Here is a 23,245-nt window from a genome sequence, read left to right on the forward strand (position 1 = left end):
TTCTCCTCTCAAAAAATCGAAACTCACCTCCCCCACCTTCGATTTTTTGGAATGTAAAAACAATGTACTTGGATTTTAAATTTCAATAGTCTATACTAGTCTTTGTGAATAAATGAAATCACTCGTTTATTCTAAGACATATCTTGGGGCCAGATGTGTAGCTGGTGCTTGCCTGGGTCTTCAAAACCTTTTGGGAGGCGCGTGCCGTCTCCGGTGGGTTCGATTCCCACATGGTCCCGCCAAATAAAATACATATGAGGTGGACGCATTGTCTGGATGGTTCATCACCTTTATCGTTCTATGGTCCGTTTTTTTATTTTCGATGTTTGCCATTGGCGGTTATTTCATGTTCCGGAAGTTTTTAAAGCGCCTTCCTAAAGAAGATGGTAAATCTATCTTGGATTGGCAGGAACATTATATTAACGAAACGATCCACTTATGGAACGAGGATCAAAAGAAACTGTTAAATGAATTAGTAGCTCCAGTACCTGAACTTTTCCGTGATGTCGCAAAAGAAAAGATCGCAGGCAAAATCGGCGAACTAGCAATAGCAGAAAACGCTAGTTCGATGACAGAGGATTTAATCATACGAGGCTATATCATTGCTACGCCAAAACGTGATCACAAATGGCTGATTAAAACACTAAAAAAGAAAAATATTGATATAAAACCCTATCAATCACTGCTCGCATAAAAACCCCTGAATCCAAAATAGATTCAGGGGTTTTTCTATAAAGCGATCTCGTTCTTCTTTTTCATAAATAAAAATAGCATGGCTAACCGCCAAGGCAATATCATACCAAAGGCTACAATAAAAAATAATGAGCTCGTTTCAAAGATTGATATGGAAGTACCAATATACCATTTTAGTCCTAACCTTATGGCAAACAGTCCAATAATGATGAAGATAAAAGCTTTAGACCTGACGAGATATACGTGATCTCCTTTTATTTCAAACTTGCTTGTCATGATCAGGAAGATAGAAAACATAATTCCTACTAAAAAGGCCTCCCCTGCTTCGATCCAAGTGATGTGAAAAGCAGGAAATACAAATTGAAGAAAGCCTGTGCTCATCGCTAACGGAGGAATTATTATTTTTCTAGTTGTTACAGGTTCTCTCGTTTCCCTCATTCTGAAATTAAAAATAATAACTGCCATTATGATGGCAAAACAAGTACTTGCTATAAAAAACACGGTCAGTTACCTTCCTCTTCCACTTTTTCAATTTCGTCTTCTGCAATGGAAAGGATGATCGTCATCGTTACTCCGATTACCGTTAAATAAACACCAAGATCAAACAGCATTGCAGTAGCAAGTTCTGTTTTCCCTAACAGCGGCAAATAAAAATACCCAAAGGAATGACTCAAAAACGGAACTCCTAAAACAAAAGATCCGGCACCTGTTAAAATTGCAGTCAGCAATCCTGCAGCAATCATATAGGTAAAATTGATCGGTAAGATTCTATGTACCGGCTGAAGTCCATATGAGATGTAAAGAAGCAAAAACGCTCCCGCTCCCATCAGACCTCCGATAAAACCTCCCCCAGGCGCATTATGACCTGAAAATAACATATTTACAGAAAAGGCTAAAATAACAAAAACAATGATATTTGTTGTTGTTTTTAAGATAAGATCATTTGAGCGTGATGACATGTTGCAATTCCCCTTTCCTTTGTTCCTCTTAAAAACCTTGAAAACCTCCAAAAACACGGTTGATTAAAAACGAAGTCAATTGGGTCATCCAGTTAAAATAAAGCAGGACCCCCATTATAACCATGAGGCTTCCGCCTATTTTAATAAATTGACGATTAAATTTTTTAATTGATTTTAGTTTGTCCAAAAAGAAACTTAAAACAAAAAATGGAACAGCAAATCCTAAAATATAAGCAATCATATAAGTTAATGAAGCAGCAGGATTTGAAACTCCGAGTGCTATAACACCTGCAAGGATCGGTCCCATACACGGTGTCCAGCCTGCAGCAAATCCAATTCCTATTAAAACCGAACCTAAATAACCCGTTGGTCGTGACTGGAACTTCATCTTTTTATCCTTCATCAAAAATTCAGGTGAGATGAAGCCCATAACTACCAAACCGAAAAAGACAATTATGATGGCCCCGATCTGCCTTAATAAAGATTGATACTCAACAAAGATTTCTCCGATTATCGTTGTAGACAAACCAAGCACGATAAATATAATGGAAAACCCTAATAAGAAAAATGCTGTATGTAATATCGCTCTCTTTCTGAGCATCGCTTGTTCTTCTTTCAGTTCCTGAACCGATATTCCAGTGATATAAGATAAAAATGCTGGATATAACGGCAAGCAGCATGGTGAAATAAAAGACAGCAGCCCGGCTCCGAAAGCAAGCCAAATATTTAGATCGGTCATAAGCAGAAGCTCCTTTATACATTCTCTCTCTATCTTAAAGAAAATAGCCGTTTTGTTCAATCATTAAGAAAGACAGCCCACAAACAGGCTGTCTTATAATATACTTATGGCTTTTCCAAATATTCTTCTAACGTTATTCCGCGTTCATGAATTTCTTTTGCATGTTCTTTTCCAACATATCTTAGGTGCCATGGTTCATACTGATATCCCGTTATATCTTCTTTGCCTTTAAGGTATCTAATAATGAATCCATATTTATAAGCATTTTCCGCAAGCCACTTTCCTTCTTTCGTTTCACCGAACTTCTCTACTAATTCATAGTTTACTTGTGGTGAGGTCACATCGAGCGAAAGACCAGTCTGGTGCTCACTTTGTCCCGGTTGTGCACTTGTTTGATTGGCTTTCTCCTCCCCAAATTGATCTGCATTGTAAGCATAGATTGAAACTTGAGTGTCATAAGAGCGGTACCCGGACTGAGCAAGGAGTTCTAACCCTTGTTCTTCAGCGTCTTTAAATAACACTTCCACAGAGGATGCAGCTTCTTTTCTTAATTTCTTTTTAGGCAGATCCTCTTTAAAAGGAAAAGGAACATTAGGAATTACCAGATCAGCTGGTTCATAGTCTTCTGGAAGATTTCTTTCTTTATTCGCGACAATAAGCATGTCATCTAAGTTTTGAACAATTGCTTTCCCATCACCTGAAACAGTAACAGTTTCATTTAGCCAAGGAAGATCTGCTTGCTGATCCTGTTCTCCAGTTCCATCTGTTTCAGGTGGCGTTTCATCTTTTGGCTCGTCTTGCTGTTGTTTATTATCGTTTTGTTTTTCAGCTTTTTCATCTTTCGAATAGTTAAATGCCGAGTTCCATTGTTGTTCAGCCCAATCTACAGGTTTACAAGCAGAGAGGACTAACAAGCTTCCGATAAGCACTGATGTTATTACATATTTCTTCAAAGCACTCTCATCCTTTAGTTCAGTTTGTATGTATGCTATCTTATCATAGGATAATTTGCAAATAAGTCAATGACATAATAGATATATTCATAAATTCGAAAAATTTCAGACAAAAAAAGGGTGGCTCAAAATAAAAATTTTTTAGTCACCCTCTTTTTATTTGGCTGTTTTGATAACATTGTTGGTATTAGAAGATGTTGATTCCGCTCCAGGACATCCGCTATTTATTTAAGATTGCGAAACCAGCCGACTAACCTACTTCCTCTATTGAATCTGTACCATGCTGGAGCAAAAACATCTTATGATATAAACCACGCTGCTTTAATAGCTCTTGATGTGTTCCTCTTTCAATAATTTCTCCTTTATGAAGAACTAAGATTAACTCAGCATCCTGAATCGTTGATAACCTGTGCGCGATTGCGATCGTTGTTCTTCCGCTTCTCATTTTATGAAGAGCAAGCTGTATCTCTTCTTCAGTCTCTGTATCTATGTTAGCTGTTGCTTCATCTAAAATCAGTATCCTAGGAGAAAAAGCCATGGTTCTCGCAAATGAAATAAGCTGTCTTTGCCCGCTCGAAAATGCAGCTCCTCTTTCACCCAGCATCGTGTTATATTCTTGGGGCAACTTTTCAATAAAGCTTGAAGCTTGAACAAATTGTGCCGCTTCTTTAACATCTTCATCTGTGATTTCTTTGTTATATAATCGAATATTTTGAGCGATATCTCCCACGAACAAAAATGGATCCTGAAGTACAAGACCTACTTTTTTTCGGAGTTCATCATTTTCGAAATGTGATAAAGGAATATCATCGATCAATATTTCACCTTTCTCCACATCATAAAAACGCATAAGCAAATTAATAATGGAGCTTTTGCCGCTGCCGGTATGGCCTACTAATGCAACCGTTTCTCCTGGGTTGGCAGTGAATGATATATTTTTAAGCACTTCTTGTTCACCATCATATGAAAACGTAACATCTTTAAATTCAATTTTCCCATTGCCTATAATAGGGTCTAATTGTACTTTGTCTCTTTTTACTGGTGCGAGTTCAGTTTCGTCCATTACTGTAAACACTCTTCCCGCTGAAACGACTGCTTGCTGAAAGATCGAAAGACGCATCATCATCATGTTTACAGGTTCAAAAAAACGATCCAAATAATTAATAAAAGCATAGATTACACCGATTTCAACTGCTGAATTAAACGACTTAATTCCAAAAAATGATAAGATCATCAGTAGAGCCAGCATATAGATAAGGTCTACAGCAGGTCTTAAAAGCAAGCCATTATATTTTATATTTTTCATCTGAGCATCATTATGTTCATTGTTAACTTTGGCAAACTCTTCTCTCAGCCTTTTTTGCTGGTTAAAGACTTGAACGATAGACATCCCTTGCAGTGACTCATTCAATTTAGCATTTAACTGGCTGAGCTTTTCTCTCATTTCATAAAAAGATTTCGAACTATACTTTCTGTACAGCCACATGATACAGATAATAAAAGGCAATATTCCTAAACAAAAAACCGCAAGTTTCACATTTAGATAAAACATAAACCCAAATATACCGAATAGAAAAACGATATTCTGAACAAATGTGGACAGAACACTTACATATAGATCTTTAACTGCCTCAGTGTCATTCGTAATTCTGGAAACAAGACTTCCAACCGGCGTGCGGTCAAAGAATTTCAAACCTAATGAATGTACTTTTGAGAATACTTGAATCCTTAAAGTTTGAATGATGTCTAAAGCTACTGACTGGAACAAGACAAATTGAATGTAATTTACGGTTGCAGACAGCACAATTAGACCAATATAGCTGCACCCAAGAATAATAAGTGCTTTTTGATCGAAAATTCGAGGTGTTAAATAATCATCAATAAACGTTTTGACTAATATCGGTGCTGTAAGTTCAGATGCAGTTGCAGCCAATAGGAGAAGAAAGGCAATCGATAGACGTTTTTTATGCATTTTTGTATATGACATGAGACGTTTAAAAACGGTCCATTGATTCATACGATTCAATTCTTCGTCAGAGTGTACATTGCCGTCTCCACTCATCTGTTTCCACCTCCTTGTGCGATCAGCGTTTCAAGAGCTTGCCTTTCGTAAGTATCCTTATACCAGCCCTCTTCACATAATAAGGACTGATGTGTACCCCTTTGAATAATGGTGCCGTTATCCATAACGATAATCAAGTCACAATGAGCAATTGAAGACAATCTGTGAGCGGTAATAATAGTTGTTTTGTTTTTTCTTTTTCCTTTTAAGTTCCGGAGGATTTCTTCCTCAGTTTTTGCATCAACAGCAGATAAAGAATCATCCAAAATTAAAATTTCAGGGTCAGTTACTAGAGACCTTGCTATAGATATCCGTTGCTTTTGCCCTCCTGATAACGTTACACCCCTTTCACCAACTACTGTTTCATATCCATATTTAAATTGTGCAATATCTTTATGAATGGAAGATGTATTTGCAGCATCTTTTATGTCCGCAAAAGGAGCATCTATATTTCCAAAAGCAATGTTTTCTGCGATGGTAGCAGAGAATAGAAAATGGTCTTGAGGTACATAACCAATCGCAGATCGTAAAATATGCAGCCGGTAATCACAGATATCCTTTCCATCAAGTGAAATATCACCTCTCATTATGTGATATTCACGGAGCAGCAACCTGCAAAGTGTTGTTTTCCCGCTTCCTGTTTTGCCGACGATGCCCATTGACTGCCCGGTTTCTATAGTAAAACTGACGTCTTTTAAGACAGGAGTTTTATTCAGATAACTAAATTCCTTAAGGTGAAATTCAATATTACCTTTCGGCAGAGTAGATATTGTCCCCTCATCATTAATCTCCTCATTAACTGCCAGTAACGTTTCTATCCGATCATATGATGCTCTTCCTCTTTCCACGATATTAAACAGCCAGCCAAATGCAAGCATTGGCCAGATTAATAGTCCCAGGTAACTGGTGAACGACACAAGTTCCCCTATTGACAGTTCTCCCTGAATGACCAAAGATGACCCATAGCTTACTGCTAGAAAGAATGAAAAACCGATAATAAGTGAAATTGTAGGATCAAACAATGAATCTATTCGAGCAACTGCCATATTCTTTCTAACAGCATCCTTCGATAGTTCTGTAAAGCTGTTAATATCATCTCTTTCCTGTCCGAATGCTTTAATTACACGTGTTCCCGATATACTTTCCTGCACTTTATCGTTAAGTGATGAAAATGCTTCCTGTGCGCTGTGAAATCGTTTGTGAAGCATGGTTCCATATTTATTCGTCGCCCATGCCATTACAGGCAAAGGAAGCAAACTTACAAGCGTAAGCTTCCAGCTAATCGTCGAGGCCATCGCAATCAGTGTAAATCCACCCATCATCAATGAATCTACTAAGGTCAGAACACCATCTCCTGCCGTTTGCTGAATCGCTTGAAGGTCATTTGTCGAGTGAGCCATAAGATCTCCCACACGGCGCTTTTGATAAAATTCCTGAGACTTTTTTGTGAAGTGCTCATAAAGTCTGTTTCTTAGCAGCATAGCAAGTTTAACAGCAGCCCCAAAAATTAATATTCTCCAAATATACCTTAGAACATAGATCCCCACAGCAATTGCAATAAGCAATGCTCCATATTGCCATAACAATTCATCCGTTAAAGTACCTTCCTTAATGTGATCGACGGTTAGACCCACAATTTTAGGCGGCACTAGCAGACAAAGTGAAACAAACGCAAGCATAATGATACCACCTAGATATCGAAGCTTCTCTTGTTTGAAATACCACATTAATTGCATAAAAACTTTCATGTCTGTCCCCCCATATATGCAAATAAAACAAGTATAGTTTACCAATATATGAAAATTCCGAAAAGAAAAAAATTCATAAAAATAAGACCACCTTTAAAGCGGTCTTTAAAATGAGTTAAAGAATTTTGTTAATTTCGTTCTTAATTTCGTTGTAAAGGTAATCAAAGGAATCTCCACCCACCTTGATACATTGACTTTCATACTTTTGTTCGGCAAACTCATACTTTGGATCATAATAATTTTCAAGTAAGAAAGAGACGACTTTTTCATAATCTTGCTGTGTGAGTGCTTCTTTGATCTCCGTCATGATAGGAAACGGAATTCTTTTAAAGAGTTTCAGAACTGCTTCTTCGATTTCTTCTCTATGAAACAGCGGATCATATACATCACAAATATATTTTACTCGCATTCCAAAAGGCATATCAATATGGATGCGGGTGCCCGAATACTTGCCTTCTAGCAAAAAGTCGGGAACAACGACCCTTCCTATTCTTTTGCTTTCAGATTCAATAATTAAAACAGGAGAGTCTTTTAGTTCCTTTAAACGCTCAAACAATCTTGATTCAAACTTTTTCTGTGAAGCTGGTTCTTCTCCAATTCTTCCAAAAATTGACCCTTTATGACTAGCCATTCCCTCTAAATTTATAACCGGATAACCTTCATCCTGCAGCTTCTCCAAAAATTTAGTTTTCATAGTCCCTGTATAGCCTTCAATAACTATGATTTTTTTCGGATTTTGAGCATACTCCTCAAGCATTTTTTCAATTTGCTTCCTATAAGAACGTATCCCGCCATCCAGCTGTAAACACTCTATACCCAAGATAGACATTGTTTGTGCAATACTTTTAGAACGCATTCCGCCTCTCGCACAATAGATCACAACCTGCTTATCTGGATTATTTACCATTTCGTTCTTAATCTTTTTTAACAATTCCGGAAGTTTCGGAGCTGCAATCTCCAGTCCGCGTTCAATCGCTTGTTCCTTGCTATTTTGCTTATAAATCGTCCCAATTTCCGCTCTTTCATCATTCGAAAAAATACTTAAGCATTTTGCACCAGGGATATGATATTCTTCATATTCTTTAGGAGACCTGACATCAAAAAGCAGATGTGAATCAGAAACTATTTCATTTATCTGGATTGTTTTTATATCGGTCATAATCATCATCCTTTTTTGACGTTTTAAGCAATTAGAACGAAAACAAGCACCCGATTTTACTCAGGGTGCTTGTACACTTACTTCATTTGCTTGTTCATAGCCTGCATCATTTGATTAATTTTCTTTTGAGAAGGCTTTTGACCCATCTGCATCATCATCACACGCAACATATTTTCATTAATCGGTGGATTTTTTTGTAAATAACTCATCATATACTTGCGGGCAATAAAAAATCCGATCGCAACGCCTGCAATCAGCGAAAGTGCACACACAAGGATTATCATACCAGTACCCATTGTTAAAACTTCCTCCTTCATGTTGTCTAGAACTAGTTTACTACAAGTTATAGGTTACATACAACATTTGAAAGTTAATTAAGTGGCATACACCATGTTCAATTTAAATGGTGACAGCCATCCATATTTTCTTTCTCCATAATCCATCGCTAAGAAGTATGACTCAAATTGCCTTAACGCTTCAAACACAATCGTTTCTGCTTCAAAATTACCAATGCTGTATAAATGGAGATAACGATCGTTCAGCTCTATTCTTACTGTGCTATTTTTGCACGGAAGTGTATATGATTGACCTTCACACCGCCAGTCATACTTATCACTTAATTGCTGCCTAAAATGTTCCTCTAGCTGCGAAACGGAGATAGAGGATGTTATGTAACCGATCTGTTTATTTAATATTTGTTTAGAAATCCCAGATGTACGCTGTTCTTCAAAAAATAATTGAAAAAGCTTATTTTCTTTTCCATAGTAGGAATGAGCAACTTCTTTTGTTATTAAATATATAAAAAATTCTCTCATGAAAAAGCTCCTCTCCAACTTCTTTGCTGACAAGTATATACAAAAAATGGAGAAAAGCTTGTCTAAAAAACAGAGTGAAAAATAACTTTTTTTGTCGAAAAACAAAGAAAAGAAGGTTTTCGATTGAAGACCTTCTTTCTTAAAAAACATTTTTACTTATTTAGCATCTCTTTAACACGCTTCACTACATTTTCAGGAGTAAAACCATATTCTTTCTGGATAACTTCTCCAGGTGCAGAAGCTCCAAAAGTATCAATGGCTAATGTTTCTCCTTCTAGTCCAACATATTTATGCCAGCCTAATGAAGCACCCATTTCAATCGCTAAGCGTTTCGTAATATGCTTTGGAAGCACTGATTCTTTATAATCTGAATCCTGCTTGTCAAAGCTCTCCCAAGAAGGCATGGAAACAACAGATGCTGAGATTCCTTCATTTTTCAGAAGTTCTTGAGCTTCTACTGCCAAACTAACCTCTGAACCTGCAGAAAGAAGAAGCACTTCCACTTCTGATTCAGATGGCGATACTACATACGCACCGCGTTTTACACCTTCATAAGCTTTTTCTTTTGTGTTTTTCAAAATAGGCAAATCCTGACGGCTTAAAACAAGCGCTGTTGGCTGATCCGTACTTTCAACTGCAATCTTCCAAGCTGCGTTTGATTCATATCCGTCAGCTGGACGAATCAAGTTAAGATTTGGAAGGGCACGCAATGAAGCAAGCTGTTCAACAGGCTCATGTGTAGGACCATCCTCACCTACCATCACACTGTCATGTGTTAATACATAAGTCACTGGCAGACCCATTAAAGCAGACAAACGAATTGCTGGACGAACGTAATCGGAGAAAACAAAAAATGTTCCACCGTATACCTTAAGTCCTCCATGGAGAGCCATTCCGTTTAATGCCGCTCCCATTGCGAATTCACGAACACCAAACCAGATGTTGCGGCCGCTGTAATCGTTTCGGCTAAAGTTTACTTCGCCCTCTAGAAGTGTTTTGTTTGAACCAGCTAAATCCGCGGAGCCTCCAAAGATTGATGGAACGTTTTTAGCAAGTACATTTAACGCTTTTCCAGCAGAAGAACGAGTAGCAATCGCCTTATCAAATTCAGGCATATTTTGATCCCAGTTTTCTGGCAGACTTCCTTTAATAGCTTCTTGAAGTTCTTGAGCTAATTCAGGATAAGCTTCTTCATATGCCTTGAATTGCTTATTCCATTCATCTTCTTTTGACTGACCTTCAGACTTTAACTTTTCAAAATGTGATTTAACTTCTTCAGGAACGTGGAAATCATTTTCAAATGTCCACTTGTATGCTTCTTTTGTTAACAGGATTTCGTCTTTCCCTAGTGGTGCACCATGTGAAGCAGATTTACCAGACTTATTCGGTGAACCGTGTCCGATTACTGTTTTAACTTCAATAAGTGTCGGCTTGTTTAACTCTTCACGAGCTTCTGCTATAGCCTTTTCGATTTCTTCCAAGTTAGTTCCATCTTCTACAAAAAGAACTTGCCAGCCGTATGCTTCAAATCTTTGCTGTACATTCTCTGAGAATGAATGATGCAGATCACCATCTAAAGAAATGTCATTCGAATCATAAAGCACAATCATTCTTCCTAATCCAAGGTGCCCAGCTAAAGAAGCAGCTTCTGCAGATACACCTTCCATCAAGTCCCCATCACCACAGATGGAATACGTATAATGATTTATCACTTCGTGTCCATCACGGTTATATTTCGCAGCCAGGTGACGTTCTGCCATAGCCATTCCAACAGCCATCGCAATTCCTTGTCCAAGTGGGCCGGTGGTTGCTTCTACACCGACTGTATGACCGTATTCAGGATGTCCAGGAGTTTTGCTTCCCCATTGTCTAAATTGCTGCAAGTCTTCAATCGTTAACCCATAACCGCTTAAATGAAGCAAGCTATACAATAGCATTGATCCATGGCCCGCTGATAAAACAAAGCGGTCACGGTTAAACCATTCTGGATTAGATGGATTATGGTTCATATATTTCGCCCAAAGGCTATATGCCATTGGGGCTGAACCCATAGGCATTCCTGGATGGCCGGAATTGGCCTTTTCTATGCTGTCAATTGATAGTGTTCTGATCGTATTAATTGCTAATTCATCAATATTACGTGACAAAAAAATCATCCCTTCATATGTACTAAACAGTTTTGAATTACATAATAAACCTTCATGTCCAATTAGACAAGGTAAACACTTTGTAAACTACTGTTATTTTACCATTACCCTCTTCAGTTCATACAAAAACCGCCTGAAACTATAGCAACGAATACGTTGTTATAGTACAGGCGGTTTAATTTATATTAAGCTAAACCGGGAATCTGACAAGAGAAATAATCCGTTTTTTCGTCATAATCAAGCTTCATATTTTCAGCAAACCAGCTTTCTTCTGCTTTAACAAAAAATCTTAATCCTTCAACTTCCTGAATGTAGTCATTTTCTTCTGGCACCGCAGGAGTTACACCAAGTGAAAAGCCGCCCGAATCACCGCTTCCCGCATACTTCACAAAAAAACGCAAACCTTCTTTTGCTCCTAATTCGATATCTTTATAAAGATTAGCAGCTGCACTCGTGATTGAAAAAGTCAAAATATTCTCCCCTTTCAAAGTTGTTATATAACAGTATATACTAATAAATATTTAATGCAACAGAAAAAAATGCCTTTTTGCATTCTTGCAAATAGGCATTAAGTATTAATGTTTAAGGTTATTTTTATTGTCTTTGCTTCTTTTTAGTTTTTCAGGTGTTACATCATTTCCGTTTGGATCTACAAATGTAACGCCATGCAAGTCTTGAACAAAAGATTTTCTAAACACTTGGAGATATTCTTCTCTCAGTTTCTTTTGTTCAATCTTTTCTTCTTTTGATAATTCTGTTTGCTTGGATTTTCTGGATAGTTCATTTATTCTTTGCATTTTATCTTTAGATAGCATCTATAAAAACTCCTTTTTCCGATCTCTTTCTCTCAATCTTACATGAGTAGAAAAGGAATTTCTAGTTATCGGTATTTTCCATATATTCTCTGTATCTTCGATGAACAGTGGCTTTTGAAATGTTATAGCCTAGCCCCCTGAGTGTGGCAGCAATATCATGAAAAGTAAGCTTCATTTCTTTTAGCCGGACTATTTCGTGTATAGGTACTTCTTTCTTTTCACGGCCTCCATAAGTTTTGTTCTTCAGATTTTTCTGAGGTTTATAGCCATCTTTTACCGCTTTTTTCATACCTCTTTTGATCTTCATATTATGGAGCTTTCGCTGATATTCCTCAACTGTTGAGACAATATCCAGAACCATTTCATCTGCTTCAGTTAAAGTGTATTCTCCGTTATGTGATAATGTAAACACTTTTATATTGTATTTAATTAATTGATGTAGAATTGCCATCTTAGCCTTGCCTCTTCCTAAACGAGTATCATCCTGAACAAGCAGATACTGAAACTCACCATCCCTTGCCATATCCAAAACACTCAATAGCTCATTACGTTCCAGTGAATAGCCGCTAGCCTTTTCTGATATACAATTAATTACTTCTAGATTAAATTGATCTGCCAGTTTCAACAGCTCTGCTTTTTGTCTTTCGATTGATGTGGTTTGTTCATCTTTTTCTGTACTGACTCTGCAATAAATGATAGCTTTCATAGATTAAAGACCTGCTTTTTATTTATTAACCGGAATTATTACTTTCTGGCCTGGAAATACAGCCGCCGCGTTTACACTGTTCTTTTGTTCTACCCATTTAATAAATTCCCAGTTGGAATAATGATGTTTAGCATTATATTCTTCAGAAAGACTCCATAATGACTCTCCTTCTTCAATAGTAACTTCTATATATTGTTTATCCTGTGATGCAAGATTTGATAATGTAAAAAAGATTCCCCCTACTAAACCTAAAAATACAATAACATGCAACGTCCCTTGTTTCATTATTATTCCCCTTTCAACAAACGTTTGTTCGTATTTATTATCTTTATAATAACTGGAACGTTTGTTCGGTGTCAACACATTTTTTCGAACTTATGTTTGTATCTGCAAGAATGCCATGCTATACTTTTTTATAGATAAAAAATCTGGTGAGGTGCTTAAAAATGACTAAGTTATCCAGACGGCAATTGGATATTCTGGCTTTTATAAAAGAAGAAGTATCACAAAAAGGCTATCCGCCTTCCGTTAGAGAAATTGGTGAAGCCGTTGGACTTGCTTCGAGTTCTACTGTCCATGGACATTTAGCAAGACTTGAGAAAAAGGGGCTAATACGCAGGGATCCAACTAAGCCAAGAGCAATCGAGGTATTAGGGTTAGAAGATAATATTCCTTCTGTCAGATCTGTGTCGATTCCGGTAATCGGTAAAGTAACTGCAGGGCTTCCTATCAGCGCTGTTGAAAATGTTGAAGAATATTTCCCTCTTCCCGAACATGTTGTTGGAGACGAAAATGTCTTTATGCTTTCCGTAGTTGGAGACAGTATGATCGAAGCAGGAATTTTTAATAAAGACTTAGTTGTTGTAAAACAGCAGCCAACAGCAAATAATGGAGATATTATCGTTGCAATGACTGACGAAGATGAAGCAACTGTAAAACGATTCTTTAAAGAAAAGAATCATATCAGGCTTCAGCCAGAGAACTCTTCTATGGAGCCTATTATTCTGCAGAGCTGTACAATCTTAGGTAAAGTAATAGGTGTTTACAGAAGTATTCATTAATTCATCAATTTATTTAAGCAAGCTATTTTTTAAAAATGGCTTGTTTTTTTGCACCTTCAAATTCATCGGATATTAACAATACTAAAAAATTAAAAGAGGTAATTACTAATTTTTTTCTTCAGCTTTCCATTTACGAAAAAGATAAAATACATAACCATTGATTGAAAATATTACGTGATACATAGCAATAGACCATTCTATTCGCCACCCATGGTAATAGACCCTCAATTGGACGAGCTTCTTAAAGTTCTGCGTAAGGGAGATACAGTGGTAGTCTATAAATTAGTGTACAATTTTAGGGAAAGTTATCGTCGTATATAGAAGTATTCATTAAGTATAATATTTGCGATTAGACAAGCTGTAAATAAAAATTACCGGCTTGTTTTTTTTTTGCAAAAAATATCAAGTATAATTTCATTTTCCTTTATTCTCTTCTGATTTCCATTTGCGAAATAGATAAAAAACAAATCCTTTAATTGAAAAGGCTTCCTGTTTCGCCTGCTAAAGGACACGGTCTAATAAGAGTAAATTGGCTAATTCGTATTGGTGAACAACCTATTCTTATAAAAAAAAAATGAATATAATAAACCAGTTGAAGTAAGAGATTAGGGGGCTAAAGAATATTTTAAAATAAAGATATTAACATCGGAGAAAGTAGGATTTTTTCCTAGTATCATAATAAAATAAATAGGTGATAAGATGGCAAAAAACAACAAGTCTAATAATAAAAAAAACTGTTTAATCGGACCTTTAAATTCAATAGAGCGCAATGAGAAAGCATTTCAAGTTCGTCTTAAGGCAGCAGCTTCCCAAATGAAACTTCCTCTCACTAAACATCCATGTAATGGTGACGAACAATTGTATCCAACTAAAATTGGCAGCTTTTCTAAGGGGTTGCCACATAATTCCCTTGGCGAGGTTGACCTCCAGGCATATAACCAATTTATTAAGGCCTTAAAAACAGGTAAGAAACGCCATTTTGAATCTATTCCTCTCGGCGGTGACGTCAAGCTTGCAAATCCTCAAGCCGTTTACGCATTTGATCTTGCGGGAACTGATTGCCACAACTTAGGTATCGCTGTACCTCCTTCCTTTAACAGTGCTTGGGAGGCTGGTGAAATGGCTGAACTATATTGGCAGGCGCTGACCCGCGATGTGCCTTTTCTTGAGTACGGCACCAATCCACTTACCATGGAAGCAGCTTCAGATTTATCCTCATTTTCTGATTTTCGCGGACCGAAAGCCGACGGCAAAGTCACAACTGGTACGCTATTCCGCGGAGACACACCTGGTGACTTAACAGGTCCTTATGTCTCCCAATTTCTATTGAAAGACATCCCCTATGGTGCGACAACAATCATTCAACGATATCGTACAACTGTGAGAGGATCTGATCATATGACATCATATGATAAATGGTTGGATGTCCAGAACGGCTCAACTCCTGCGGCAGCGTTATTCGACCCTACACCCCGCTATATCCGCAATGGAAGGGATTTGGGTGAATATGTTCATCAGGACTTTTCCTTCCAGGGTCCACTTTCCGCTTGTTTAGTTCTGCTGAGCTACGGCATAGGAGCATTAGATGAATCCAACCCCTACCTTAAATCAGAAACCCAAGGTGGTTTTATTACCTTCGGGGCCCCACATATTCTTGATTTAGTTACAAAAGTGGGGCGGGCAGCACTTGAGGCAGCCTGGTTCCAAAAATTCCTTGTCCACCGCAGACTACGTCCCGAGGAGTTCGGAGGACGCGTCCACAACCATATGATAGGTGCACAATGCTACCCGATAAACTCAGAACTCCTCAATTCCAAGGTGATTTGTAAGGTATTCAAAAAGTTCCGCAGCTACCTGCTTCCTATGTCCTATCCGGAAGGCTGCCCAACCCATTCGGCTTACCCAGCTGGCCACGCAGCCATCGCTGGGGCCGGAGCCACTATTCTCAAGGCATTCTTTAAAGAATCGTTTGAGATTCCAAATCCAGTCGCCGCCAGTTCGGATGGCCTCTCATTGCTTCCTTATTCAGGAGAACCATTGACAATAGGCGGGGAATTGAATAAACTGGCCGCAAATATCTCCCTAGGCCGCGATACAGCCGGCGTCCATTGGCGTTCTGATGGGATTGAGGGGATGTAACTTGGTGAAGACGTCGCAATAAGCATTCTTAGGGACTACAGGGCGACCTACAATGAGAAATTTTGTGGTTTCTCATTCACTAAGTTTGACGGGACTCCGATCACAATCAAATAGGTTAAAAAGATGCAACTGGGAATAAACATAAAAACCCCTGACACCAATGGTATCAGGGGTTTACAGGTTTTAATACATGCTCATATATTGTTCGCGTTCCCAAGGGTGAACTTGTGTACGGAACATATCCCACTCGATCTCTTTCGCTTCTATGAAATGTTCTGTAGCGTGCTCACCAAGAGCTTTTGTCAGAACTTCATTTTTACTGAAAAGTACTAGAGCTTCTTTTAATGTTGCTGGGAGATCTTGAATTCCTTCTGCTTCGCGCTCATCTTTATCCATTACATAGATGTTGCGGTCTACAGGCTTCGGAGCAGCTAATTTGTTCTTGATTCCATCAAGACCTGATGCAAGCAATACTGCCATTGCAAGATACGGGTTAGCCGTTGGATCAACACTTCGAACTTCGATACGTGTGCTGATACCGCGTGAAGCTGGAATACGAATTAACGGACTTCTGTTTTGCATAGACCAAGCTACATAACATGGTGCTTCATAGCCAGGCACTAAACGCTTATAAGAGTTTACAGTAGGGTTTGTAATTGCTGTAAAACCTTGTGCGTGCTTTAGGATACCAGCCAAGAAATGCATTGCCGTTTCACTTAAGCCTGTTTGAGACTTTTCATCATAGAACACATTTTCGCCGTCTTTAAATAAAGACATGTTAGCATGCATACCAGAACCGTTTACACCGAATAATGGTTTTGCCATGAAAGTAGCGTGAAGTCCGTGCTTACGTGCAATTGTTTTTACAGCAAGTTTAAACGTTTGGATGTTATCACATGTGCTCACTGCATCCGCATATTTAAAGTCAATTTCATGCTGACCAGGTGCTACTTCATGGTGAGATGCTTCAATCTCAAAGCCCATATCTTCAAGCTCTAGTACAATATCTCTTCGGCAGTTTTCACCAAGGTCTGTTGGAGCAAGGTCGAAGTATCCGCCTTTATCATTTAATTCAAGTGTTGGTTCACCTTTTTCATCATTTTTGAACAAGAAGAATTCTGGCTCAGGTCCAATGTTGAAGTCTGAGAATCCTAGATCTTCCATCTCTTTTAATACTCGCTTTAGAATACCGCGCGGGTCTCCATCGAATGGATTTCCATCGGGCATGTAGATATCACAGATCAAACGTGCAACTTTACCTTTTTCAGATGTCCAAGGGAAGATTATAAATGTACCTAAATCAGGGAATAGGTTCATATCAGATTCTTCAATTCGTACAAAACCTTCAATAGAAGATCCGTCAAACATCATTTTATTATCTAAAGCTTTTTCAAGCTGTCCGATTGGAATCTCAACGTTTTTAATTACACCCAATAAATCTGTGAATTGTAAACGAATGAATCTTACATTTTCTTCTTTTACCATTCTTAAAATGTCATCTTTTGTATACTTTGCCAAATCTTTCTCCTCCTTTAAATATAAAAACGCCTGTTTAAGGCGATTGTTCACCTAATAAGTATTATTCAGTTTTTGTTTAATGAAAAAACCTGGAAAGTTCTCCTTGGATTAAAGATGTTTTCCCGTGTCTTCCTGCATGAATCAATTCCCTTTTTAAGCGGCGATGAAGCGCAGATTCCGAAATTTCTTTAACTCCTTGAACATTTTGCTGATTTTTAATTAATTCAGCAGCCTGTTCGTTAAGTTCAAATACCCTTTTGATACCCGCTAAATTCACGCCTTGTTCGAGCAGTGCTTTAATCTCAAGAAGCTTATCAACATCATTGAAAGAAAACAAACGACGATTACCTTCTGTCCTTGCAGGATGAATCAATTTATGTTCTTCGTAATAGCGAATCTGTCTTGCAGATAACTCAGTCAGCTGCATAACAATGCTAATTGGGAACAAAGGCAAGTTCCTGCGGTTCATATCGTTCATTTTGTCTACCTCCTTTCAACTTCTTTTTATATCTTATGTCAGAAAAGCTAACATGTCAAACATAATGTTAGAAAAAGTAACATCAAATTAAAAAAAGGCCCTTATCGGCCTTTTTAAGATGCTTATTTTTTAATTAAACCATGTGTTAAAAGTTCATCAACAGCAGAAATAACAGCAATCTTAACATGTTCGAATGTAAGTCCGCCCTGTACAAATGCAATATACGGAGGGCGGATCGGTCCATCAGCAGTAAGTTCTATACTCGCTCCTTGGATAAATGTTCCTGCTGCCATAATTACATCATCTTCATAACCTGGCATGTAATCAGGATATGGAACTGCAAATGAATTAATTGGGGATGATTTTTGGATAGCCTGACAAAATGTAATCATTCTCTCTTTGTCTCCAAAGATAACGGACTGGATAAGATCTGTTCTTTTCTCATGCCATGCTGGCCGGGTTTCCATGCCTAGCTCTTCCAAAAATGCAGCTGTAAAAACTGCTCCTTTTAAAGCCTGTGCAGTAACGTGAGGAGCTAAGAAAAAGCCTTGATACATTTCTTGCAAACTGTAAAGTGATGCACCTGCTTCCCTTCCGATTCCAGGAGAGGTAAGACGATATGAAATTCTGTTAATCAGTGATTCTGTTCCCGCGATGTATCCTCCTGTTTTCGCAAGACCTCCGCCAGGATTTTTAATTAAAGATCCTGCAATGATATCTGCACCTGCTTCAATCGGCTCCGTTTGTTCAACGAATTCACCATAACAGTTATCTACAAATACGATTACGTCTTCTTTTATACTTTTTACAAATTCAATCATTTCTTTAATATCATTCACTGTAAATGACGGCCGATCAGCATACCCTTTGGAACGCTGAATACCGATCATCTTTGTCTTTTCTGTAATGGATTCTTTTACTGCTTCGTAATCAATTTCTCCTTGTTCAGTTAAGTCTATATGCCTGTAGGAGATGTTATAATCCTTTAATGACCCTTCACCTGTTCCTCTGATACCTACAATTTCTTCTAAAGTATCATACGGTTTTCCAGATATATATACAAGTTCATCACCTGGACGAAGCACACCAAAAAGAGATAATGTGATAGCATGCGTTCCGGAAATAATTTGCGGCCTGACAATAGCTGCCTCTGCTTGAAAGACATCAGCATAGACTTTTTCGAGGGTATCACGTCCAGAATCATCATATCCATAACCTGTAGTTGGATTGAAATGATGATCTCCTACATGATTTTTCTGAAATGCTTTTAAAACTTTAAGCTGATTAAACTGTGCAACAGAATCAATGGATTCATGTATATCCTTTATTCTTTCGGATACTATTTTTCCTGTTTTCTCTAAGATTTCTCCATTTAGGAACTGCGAATACATGCTATTCTCCTTTATTGCTGATTGACTCGATAGAAGTTGATGAGAGGGCATATCCCCTGCAATCATAAACCAGCTTTTCTTTATCAAACTCCTGTTTGATTAAGATCGTTTCGGACCGAAGTCTTGCAAGCTGTTTGCCATCGTGTGCAGGCACGCTGATTTGATAATAGGTAAGCTGTTTAGTTACTTCTTTTTCAATTGTTTCTTTTAACTTTGTAATATCTTGTTCGGCTAAAGCTGAAATAGAAATAGACGGACTTTCTGGTAAAAAGTCTGCTGCAAACTGATCTTTTTTATTGTATATCGTTAACATTGGGATGTGGCTAGCTTTCAGATCACTCAATATCCGTTTAACTGTTTTTTCATGCTGATTGCGGTCTTCACTTGATCCGTCGATAACGTGAATAAGCAGATCTGCCTCAGCAGCTTCTTCTAAGGTAGATCGAAAGGCGGCTATTAATGAAGTAGGAAGATCCTGAATAAAGCCTACTGTATCTGTCAGCAGCATTTGAAAACCGCTTATCAGTTTCACTTTTCTTGTTAAAGGATCTAACGTCGCAAAAAGCTGATCTTCTTCATAACTGTCAGCTTCAGTCAGCTTATTGAATATCGTTGATTTTCCCGCATTCGTGTAGCCGACTAGTGCTGCTTGAAAGGCTCCTTGGTGTTTGCGCCGTTCTCTATATCTTTCTCTATGGCTTACCACTTGGTTTAGCTGCTGTTTTAATTCATGAATACGAAGTCTTATATGACGCCGGTCTTTTTCAAGTTTTGTTTCACCAGGACCTCTTGTCCCAATTCCACCGCCAAGTCTTGAAAGGCTTGCACCTATGCCAGAAAGCCTCGGCAAAAGATATTCCAGTTGCGCAAGTTCAACCTGAAGCTTTCCTTCTCGTGTTTTGGCACGCTGTGCAAATATATCAAGAATCAGCTGTGTCCTGTCTATAATTCTTGCTTGAAAATGTTTTGAAAGGTTACGTACTTGTGACGGTGACAGTTCACTGTTAAATATAATAAGTTCCGCTTCAAGTTCTTCTTCAAGGGTAATCAATTCTTCAACTTTTCCTTTACCTATAAAAGTAGCAGAATCATACCTGTCTCTTTTTTGAGAAACCTCTGCGCAAACTGTTCCATTCGCTGTTTTAGTCAGCGACTTTAATTCTTCCATTGAATAAAAAAAACGCTCGTCGTTCTGCCGTGGAAGCTGACAGCCGACGAGAATCGCTTTTTCCTGAACTGAATCTTTTTGTCTGTTCAAATTCGCGATCCCTGCTTTCCATAGTCTCCTTCCATCATATCAAATCACGTTCTTCTAACACAAGGTCATCACTTTGAATTGTCATCAATGCTTTTTTATCTTGCCTTGCATCATTCAGAAGCCTAACTGATTGTCTTCTTACAGCTTTTTCAATCATATTTCGAATGTATCTTCCGTTTGAGAAAGAGCCATTTCCTGAGTTTCTGACTCGTTCAATATGTGTTTTTAGTTTCCACTCACAGTCTCTTGTTAATACATATTCTCTTTCGGTAAGCATCCTTTTGGATATTTCCATTAGTTCATCCACCGAATAATCAGGAAAAGAAATAACAACAGGAAACCTTGAAGGAAGACCTGGATTTAGTTTTAAAAACCGTTCCATTTCTTTCGGGTAGCCAGCTAAAATCAATATAAATTCATGCTGCTGATCTTCCATCGCTTTTACCAGTGTATCAATTGCTTCTTTTCCAAAGTCCTTTTCTCCACCCCTGCCCAAAGAATAGGCCTCATCAATGAATAGAATTCCTCCATTTGCTTTTTTCAGTAATTCTCTTGTTTTTTGAGCGGTATGACCGATGTATTCACCTACGAGATCCGCTCTTTCGGCTTCAATTAGGTGGCCTTTTGATAGTACTTTCATCTCATGAAAAAGTGTACCCAGTTTTCTTGCTACTGTAGTTTTTCCAGTACCTGGATTTCCTTTGAATAACATATGAAGGGCCTGCTTTTCTGCCTTCATCCCCATTTCCTGCCGGCATTTATTAATATGAAGCCAGGCGTAAATTTCCTTGACATGATGTTTTAAATCTTCCATACCAACAAGCCTGTTAAGATCTTGTTCAATTTTTAATAATGGGAGATGCTGCTCTTTCGCTTTATCTTTTCCTGCCAAAGTTATGGCATCATCTGCTTTGATTTTCTCATTTCCCTGGTTTAATACAATGTTGATCTGCCGCTGTTTTTTTATCGCGATAGGTTCGTTCAAGCGGTACCACCTCTCTTTACCAGTCAAATCATTATATGCTTGTTAGATAATACCTGTGACAAATGCCTATATCGTTTATTTATCCACTGTTATCAATTTATGACAAAGCGACATTGTCTACCACAATGACAAGCCTTGTTTTTTATTGATGAATAAATATTAATAAATTGTAAACGTTTTCTATTTTCAGACGAATAAAAATACTCAAGTATGCAAGATTTCCGTGATATGTTAAATAATGAAATATCAAGCTAATTGTTAAATCGGAAGTAGGAATGATGTTGGAATCTAAATTTTATAAAAGTATATTGATTATTTTAGGATTATTTTTAACTGCTGCAGGAATTAAGCTGTTAACTGTACATTCACTGACATTCGGAGGAACAGCTGGTGTTGCAACATTTGGCACTTTTATGACTGAATGGTCGTGGGGAATTCTTTTTTTAATTGTAAATCTCCCTTTTTTTATTCTCTCTATAAAAAAGCTTGGATGGACTTTTTCACTATCAACTTTTTTATGTATTTTACTCATATCTGTTATATCAGATCTAATGGATTTTGTTCATTTTCCAACGATTTCTCCAGTAATTGCTGCTGTGATAGCTGGAATTCTGATTGGTCTCGGGGTAAGTTTTGTTCTAAATTCAGGTGCTTCTCTCGGAGGAATACACATACTCGCTTTATACCTTGAACAAAAGTCGGATATCAACCGAGGTGTATCACTTTTTGTAACTGATTTTATTATTGTTTCATCTGCTGTGGTCATGTTTGGCTTTAAGAATGCTCTCATCTCGATCATTGCCATTACAATCGCTTCTTTTCTAACAGGAAAATTAAAAGGCACAACAAAAACTTCAACTTCTGTTTATGTCCCTCGTAAAACAGAAGCTGTCAGAAATAATTAAAGCATTCTCCTCGTATGGAGAATGCTTTTTTTGCCCTATAAGCAACATAATGTATCTTATGTTAATTGATTCTGTCTAAAAATGTCTGTTTATGCGCTTCCTTAGGAAATAATGAATTTCTTACTCGTATAAATCATCCCGGCTATGGTCTATTTCTTCATGCATTTCCTGCCTCCTAGTGGATTTCATATGTCCTTTAAGCGGTTTAATCTTTCCGATTAATATGCCGAGCTCGTTATATACACCGCTTTGACTTTCTTTTTTACTTAGGTTTGCTTTATTACCTAATTCTTTTATTTTTTCAATTTTATCTGGATCAGTCGTAATCGCTGCATTCCTGCCATGTGCGTTTCCTTTTAACACACTATAGACTTCTTTCCGCAAAGCATCATTTTCTTCACCTTTCGCAACTGGTTCCGAAGAAACAATTCCTACCAGCGTATAAGTGCCACTGACGATCACATATGCTTTTTCAACCCCGTTTACTTTTTCAGCAAGCTGTACTAAATCTTTTGATTGATGTACTTCTTCACTATGTTCTGCCACACGCGGTGAATCAATTTGAGAATTCGGTTTACGCTCTGAAGTATCGTATTTCACCTGTTTCGTATCCAGTGTCTCATCCCCTGACCCGCTCTTTCCGGAACACGCACTAAGAATAAAGAGTAAACACATAAAAACTACTGACAATTTTCGCATATTCATCATCCTTTT

24 protein-coding genes and 1 tRNA gene are annotated in these 23,245 nt (G+C 37.8%); 5 read left to right on the forward strand and 20 right to left on the reverse strand.

Annotated features, from left to right (window positions below):
- Positions 1 to 145: 145 nt before the first annotated feature.
- Together ACFW35_RS09715 and ACFW35_RS09720 are read left to right on the forward strand one after the other, a co-directional pair.
- Positions 146 to 242, forward strand: a tRNA-Sec gene (locus ACFW35_RS09715).
- A gap of 26 nt (positions 243 to 268) precedes the next feature.
- The gene (locus tag ACFW35_RS09720; protein WP_379845389.1) at positions 269 to 694 is read left to right on the forward strand and encodes a DUF2621 domain-containing protein; all 426 of its coding nucleotides are present in this window, start codon (positions 269 to 271) and stop codon (positions 692 to 694) included.
- Between the two features lie 35 nt (positions 695 to 729).
- On the opposite strand, the gene ACFW35_RS09725 is transcribed toward ACFW35_RS09720, so the two are convergent.
- The 14 genes from ACFW35_RS09725 to yneA form a co-directional block, all read right to left on the reverse strand.
- Positions 730 to 1,194 (reverse strand): CcdC family protein, encoded by a 465-nt coding sequence (locus ACFW35_RS09725; protein ID WP_379845391.1) that lies wholly within the window; start codon positions 1,192 to 1,194, stop codon positions 730 to 732.
- A 2-nt stretch (positions 1,195 to 1,196) separates the two neighbouring features.
- Positions 1,197 to 1,652, reverse strand: a complete 456-nt coding sequence (locus tag ACFW35_RS09730) for a Na(+)/H(+) antiporter subunit B (protein WP_379845393.1) — start codon at positions 1,650 to 1,652, stop codon at positions 1,197 to 1,199.
- A 28-nt stretch (positions 1,653 to 1,680) separates the two neighbouring features.
- Complete coding sequence (locus tag ACFW35_RS09735) at positions 1,681 to 2,391, reverse strand: cytochrome c biogenesis CcdA family protein (RefSeq protein ID WP_379845395.1); 711 nt, start codon at positions 2,389 to 2,391, stop codon at positions 1,681 to 1,683.
- Between the two features lie 104 nt (positions 2,392 to 2,495).
- Positions 2,496 to 3,344 carry a M15 family metallopeptidase gene (locus tag ACFW35_RS09740; RefSeq protein WP_379845397.1) on the reverse strand — a complete coding sequence of 283 codons (849 nt, stop codon included), beginning with the start codon at positions 3,342 to 3,344 and terminating at the stop codon, positions 2,496 to 2,498.
- Positions 3,345 to 3,594: 250 nt separating this feature from the next.
- Positions 3,595 to 5,406 (reverse strand): ABC transporter ATP-binding protein, encoded by a 1,812-nt coding sequence (locus tag ACFW35_RS09745; RefSeq protein ID WP_379845399.1) that lies wholly within the window; start codon positions 5,404 to 5,406, stop codon positions 3,595 to 3,597.
- Positions 5,403 to 7,154, reverse strand: a complete 1,752-nt coding sequence (locus tag ACFW35_RS09750; RefSeq protein WP_379845401.1) for an ABC transporter transmembrane domain-containing protein — start codon at positions 7,152 to 7,154, stop codon at positions 5,403 to 5,405. The genes ACFW35_RS09745 and ACFW35_RS09750 overlap by 4 nt, the downstream gene beginning before the upstream one ends.
- Before the next feature lie 115 nt (positions 7,155 to 7,269).
- A complete protein-coding gene (gene mnmH / locus ACFW35_RS09755; RefSeq protein ID WP_379845403.1) occupies positions 7,270 to 8,313 on the reverse strand; it encodes a tRNA 2-selenouridine(34) synthase MnmH in 1,044 nt (347 codons plus the stop codon).
- A 77-nt stretch (positions 8,314 to 8,390) separates the two neighbouring features.
- A complete protein-coding gene (locus tag ACFW35_RS09760; protein WP_066241071.1) occupies positions 8,391 to 8,609 on the reverse strand; it encodes a YneF family protein in 219 nt (72 codons plus the stop codon).
- 78 nt (positions 8,610 to 8,687) lie between these two features.
- Positions 8,688 to 9,128: a sporulation inhibitor of replication protein SirA gene (sirA, locus tag ACFW35_RS09765; protein ID WP_379845405.1), complete on the reverse strand. Its 441-nt coding sequence runs from the start codon at positions 9,126 to 9,128 to the stop codon at positions 8,688 to 8,690.
- 152 nt (positions 9,129 to 9,280) lie between these two features.
- A complete protein-coding gene (tkt, locus tag ACFW35_RS09770) occupies positions 9,281 to 11,284 on the reverse strand; it encodes a transketolase (RefSeq protein ID WP_379845407.1) in 2,004 nt (667 codons plus the stop codon).
- Positions 11,285 to 11,460: 176 nt separating this feature from the next.
- A complete protein-coding gene (locus ACFW35_RS09775; protein WP_379845409.1) occupies positions 11,461 to 11,745 on the reverse strand; it encodes a HesB/YadR/YfhF family protein in 285 nt (94 codons plus the stop codon).
- 105 nt (positions 11,746 to 11,850) lie between these two features.
- The gene (locus ACFW35_RS09780) at positions 11,851 to 12,090 is read right to left on the reverse strand and encodes a DUF896 domain-containing protein (RefSeq protein WP_379834001.1); all 240 of its coding nucleotides are present in this window, start codon (positions 12,088 to 12,090) and stop codon (positions 11,851 to 11,853) included.
- Positions 12,091 to 12,151: 61 nt separating this feature from the next.
- Entirely contained in the window at positions 12,152 to 12,796 is a 645-nt protein-coding gene (locus ACFW35_RS09785; protein WP_379845411.1) for a YneB family resolvase-like protein, read from the reverse strand.
- An 18-nt stretch (positions 12,797 to 12,814) separates the two neighbouring features.
- A complete protein-coding gene (yneA, locus tag ACFW35_RS09790; RefSeq protein ID WP_066289773.1) occupies positions 12,815 to 13,081 on the reverse strand; it encodes a cell division suppressor protein YneA in 267 nt (88 codons plus the stop codon).
- Positions 13,082 to 13,242: 161 nt separating this feature from the next.
- On the opposite strand from yneA, the gene lexA reads away from it, so the two are divergent.
- Both lexA and ACFW35_RS09800 read left to right on the forward strand, forming a co-directional pair.
- Positions 13,243 to 13,857, forward strand: coding sequence for a transcriptional repressor LexA (gene lexA, locus ACFW35_RS09795; protein ID WP_066289770.1), 615 nt, complete (start codon positions 13,243 to 13,245; stop codon positions 13,855 to 13,857).
- Positions 13,858 to 14,556: 699 nt separating this feature from the next.
- Positions 14,557 to 15,996, forward strand: a complete 1,440-nt coding sequence (locus ACFW35_RS09800; RefSeq protein WP_379845413.1) for a phosphoesterase — start codon at positions 14,557 to 14,559, stop codon at positions 15,994 to 15,996.
- A 183-nt stretch (positions 15,997 to 16,179) separates the two neighbouring features.
- Here ACFW35_RS09800 and glnA read toward each other — a convergent pair whose 3' ends face one another.
- The 5 genes from glnA to spoVK all read right to left on the reverse strand — a co-directional run bounded on the left by glnA (position 16,180) and on the right by spoVK (position 21,626).
- Positions 16,180 to 17,514: a type I glutamate--ammonia ligase gene (glnA, locus tag ACFW35_RS09805; protein ID WP_379845414.1), complete on the reverse strand. Its 1,335-nt coding sequence runs from the start codon at positions 17,512 to 17,514 to the stop codon at positions 16,180 to 16,182.
- Positions 17,515 to 17,590: 76 nt separating this feature from the next.
- Positions 17,591 to 17,992 carry a MerR family transcriptional regulator gene (locus ACFW35_RS09810; RefSeq protein WP_379845416.1) on the reverse strand — a complete coding sequence of 134 codons (402 nt, stop codon included), beginning with the start codon at positions 17,990 to 17,992 and terminating at the stop codon, positions 17,591 to 17,593.
- A 122-nt stretch (positions 17,993 to 18,114) separates the two neighbouring features.
- Positions 18,115 to 19,383, reverse strand: a complete 1,269-nt coding sequence (locus ACFW35_RS09815; protein ID WP_379845417.1) for an aminotransferase class I/II-fold pyridoxal phosphate-dependent enzyme — start codon at positions 19,381 to 19,383, stop codon at positions 18,115 to 18,117.
- 1 nt (position 19,384) lies between these two features.
- On the reverse strand, positions 19,385 to 20,641 hold the full coding sequence (gene hflX / locus ACFW35_RS09820) for a GTPase HflX (protein WP_379845419.1): 1,257 nt from the start codon (positions 20,639 to 20,641) through the stop codon (positions 19,385 to 19,387).
- A 34-nt stretch (positions 20,642 to 20,675) separates the two neighbouring features.
- Positions 20,676 to 21,626: a stage V sporulation protein K gene (gene spoVK, locus ACFW35_RS09825; RefSeq protein WP_379845421.1), complete on the reverse strand. Its 951-nt coding sequence runs from the start codon at positions 21,624 to 21,626 to the stop codon at positions 20,676 to 20,678.
- Positions 21,627 to 21,907: 281 nt separating this feature from the next.
- Between spoVK and ACFW35_RS09830 the strand changes: the two genes are divergently transcribed.
- The gene (locus tag ACFW35_RS09830) at positions 21,908 to 22,531 is read left to right on the forward strand and encodes a YitT family protein (RefSeq protein WP_379845423.1); all 624 of its coding nucleotides are present in this window, start codon (positions 21,908 to 21,910) and stop codon (positions 22,529 to 22,531) included.
- A gap of 120 nt (positions 22,532 to 22,651) precedes the next feature.
- On the opposite strand, the gene ACFW35_RS09835 is transcribed toward ACFW35_RS09830, so the two are convergent.
- Positions 22,652 to 23,230: a YhcN/YlaJ family sporulation lipoprotein gene (locus tag ACFW35_RS09835; protein ID WP_379845425.1), complete on the reverse strand. Its 579-nt coding sequence runs from the start codon at positions 23,228 to 23,230 to the stop codon at positions 22,652 to 22,654.
- Positions 23,231 to 23,245 lie beyond the last annotated feature (15 nt).

Source organism: Fictibacillus sp. NPDC058756 (genome assembly GCF_042746035.1).
Classification (GTDB): domain Bacteria; phylum Bacillota; class Bacilli; order Bacillales; family Fictibacillaceae; genus Fictibacillus.

Bases quoted from the DNA above. Each gene is read 5' to 3' on its own strand.
- ACFW35_RS09730 (WP_379845393.1), bottom strand. From the start codon at position 1,652: ATGTCATCACGCTCAAATGATCTTATCTTAAAAACAACAACAAATATC.
- ACFW35_RS09735 (WP_379845395.1), bottom strand. From the start codon at position 2,391: ATGACCGATCTAAATATTTGGCTTGCTTTCGGAGCCGGGCTGCTGTCT.
- ACFW35_RS09745 (WP_379845399.1), bottom strand. From the start codon at position 5,406: ATGAGTGGAGACGGCAATGTACACTCTGACGAAGAATTGAATCGTATG.
- ACFW35_RS09750 (WP_379845401.1), bottom strand. From the start codon at position 7,154: ATGAAAGTTTTTATGCAATTAATGTGGTATTTCAAACAAGAGAAGCTT.
- mnmH (WP_379845403.1), bottom strand. From the start codon at position 8,313: ATGACCGATATAAAAACAATCCAGATAAATGAAATAGTTTCTGATTCA.
- ACFW35_RS09760 (WP_066241071.1), bottom strand. From the start codon at position 8,609: ATGGGTACTGGTATGATAATCCTTGTGTGTGCACTTTCGCTGATTGCA.
- sirA (WP_379845405.1), bottom strand. From the start codon at position 9,128: ATGAGAGAATTTTTTATATATTTAATAACAAAAGAAGTTGCTCATTCC.
- tkt (WP_379845407.1), bottom strand. From the start codon at position 11,284: ATGATTTTTTTGTCACGTAATATTGATGAATTAGCAATTAATACGATC.
- ACFW35_RS09780 (WP_379834001.1), bottom strand. From the start codon at position 12,090: ATGCTATCTAAAGATAAAATGCAAAGAATAAATGAACTATCCAGAAAA.
- ACFW35_RS09785 (WP_379845411.1), bottom strand. From the start codon at position 12,796: ATGAAAGCTATCATTTATTGCAGAGTCAGTACAGAAAAAGATGAACAA.
- yneA (WP_066289773.1), bottom strand. From the start codon at position 13,081: ATGAAACAAGGGACGTTGCATGTTATTGTATTTTTAGGTTTAGTAGGG.
- lexA (WP_066289770.1), top strand. From the start codon at position 13,243: ATGACTAAGTTATCCAGACGGCAATTGGATATTCTGGCTTTTATAAAA.
- ACFW35_RS09800 (WP_379845413.1), top strand. From the start codon at position 14,557: ATGGCAAAAAACAACAAGTCTAATAATAAAAAAAACTGTTTAATCGGA.
- ACFW35_RS09810 (WP_379845416.1), bottom strand. From the start codon at position 17,992: ATGAACGATATGAACCGCAGGAACTTGCCTTTGTTCCCAATTAGCATT.
- ACFW35_RS09815 (WP_379845417.1), bottom strand. From the start codon at position 19,383: ATGTATTCGCAGTTCCTAAATGGAGAAATCTTAGAGAAAACAGGAAAA.
- ACFW35_RS09835 (WP_379845425.1), bottom strand. From the start codon at position 23,230: ATGCGAAAATTGTCAGTAGTTTTTATGTGTTTACTCTTTATTCTTAGT.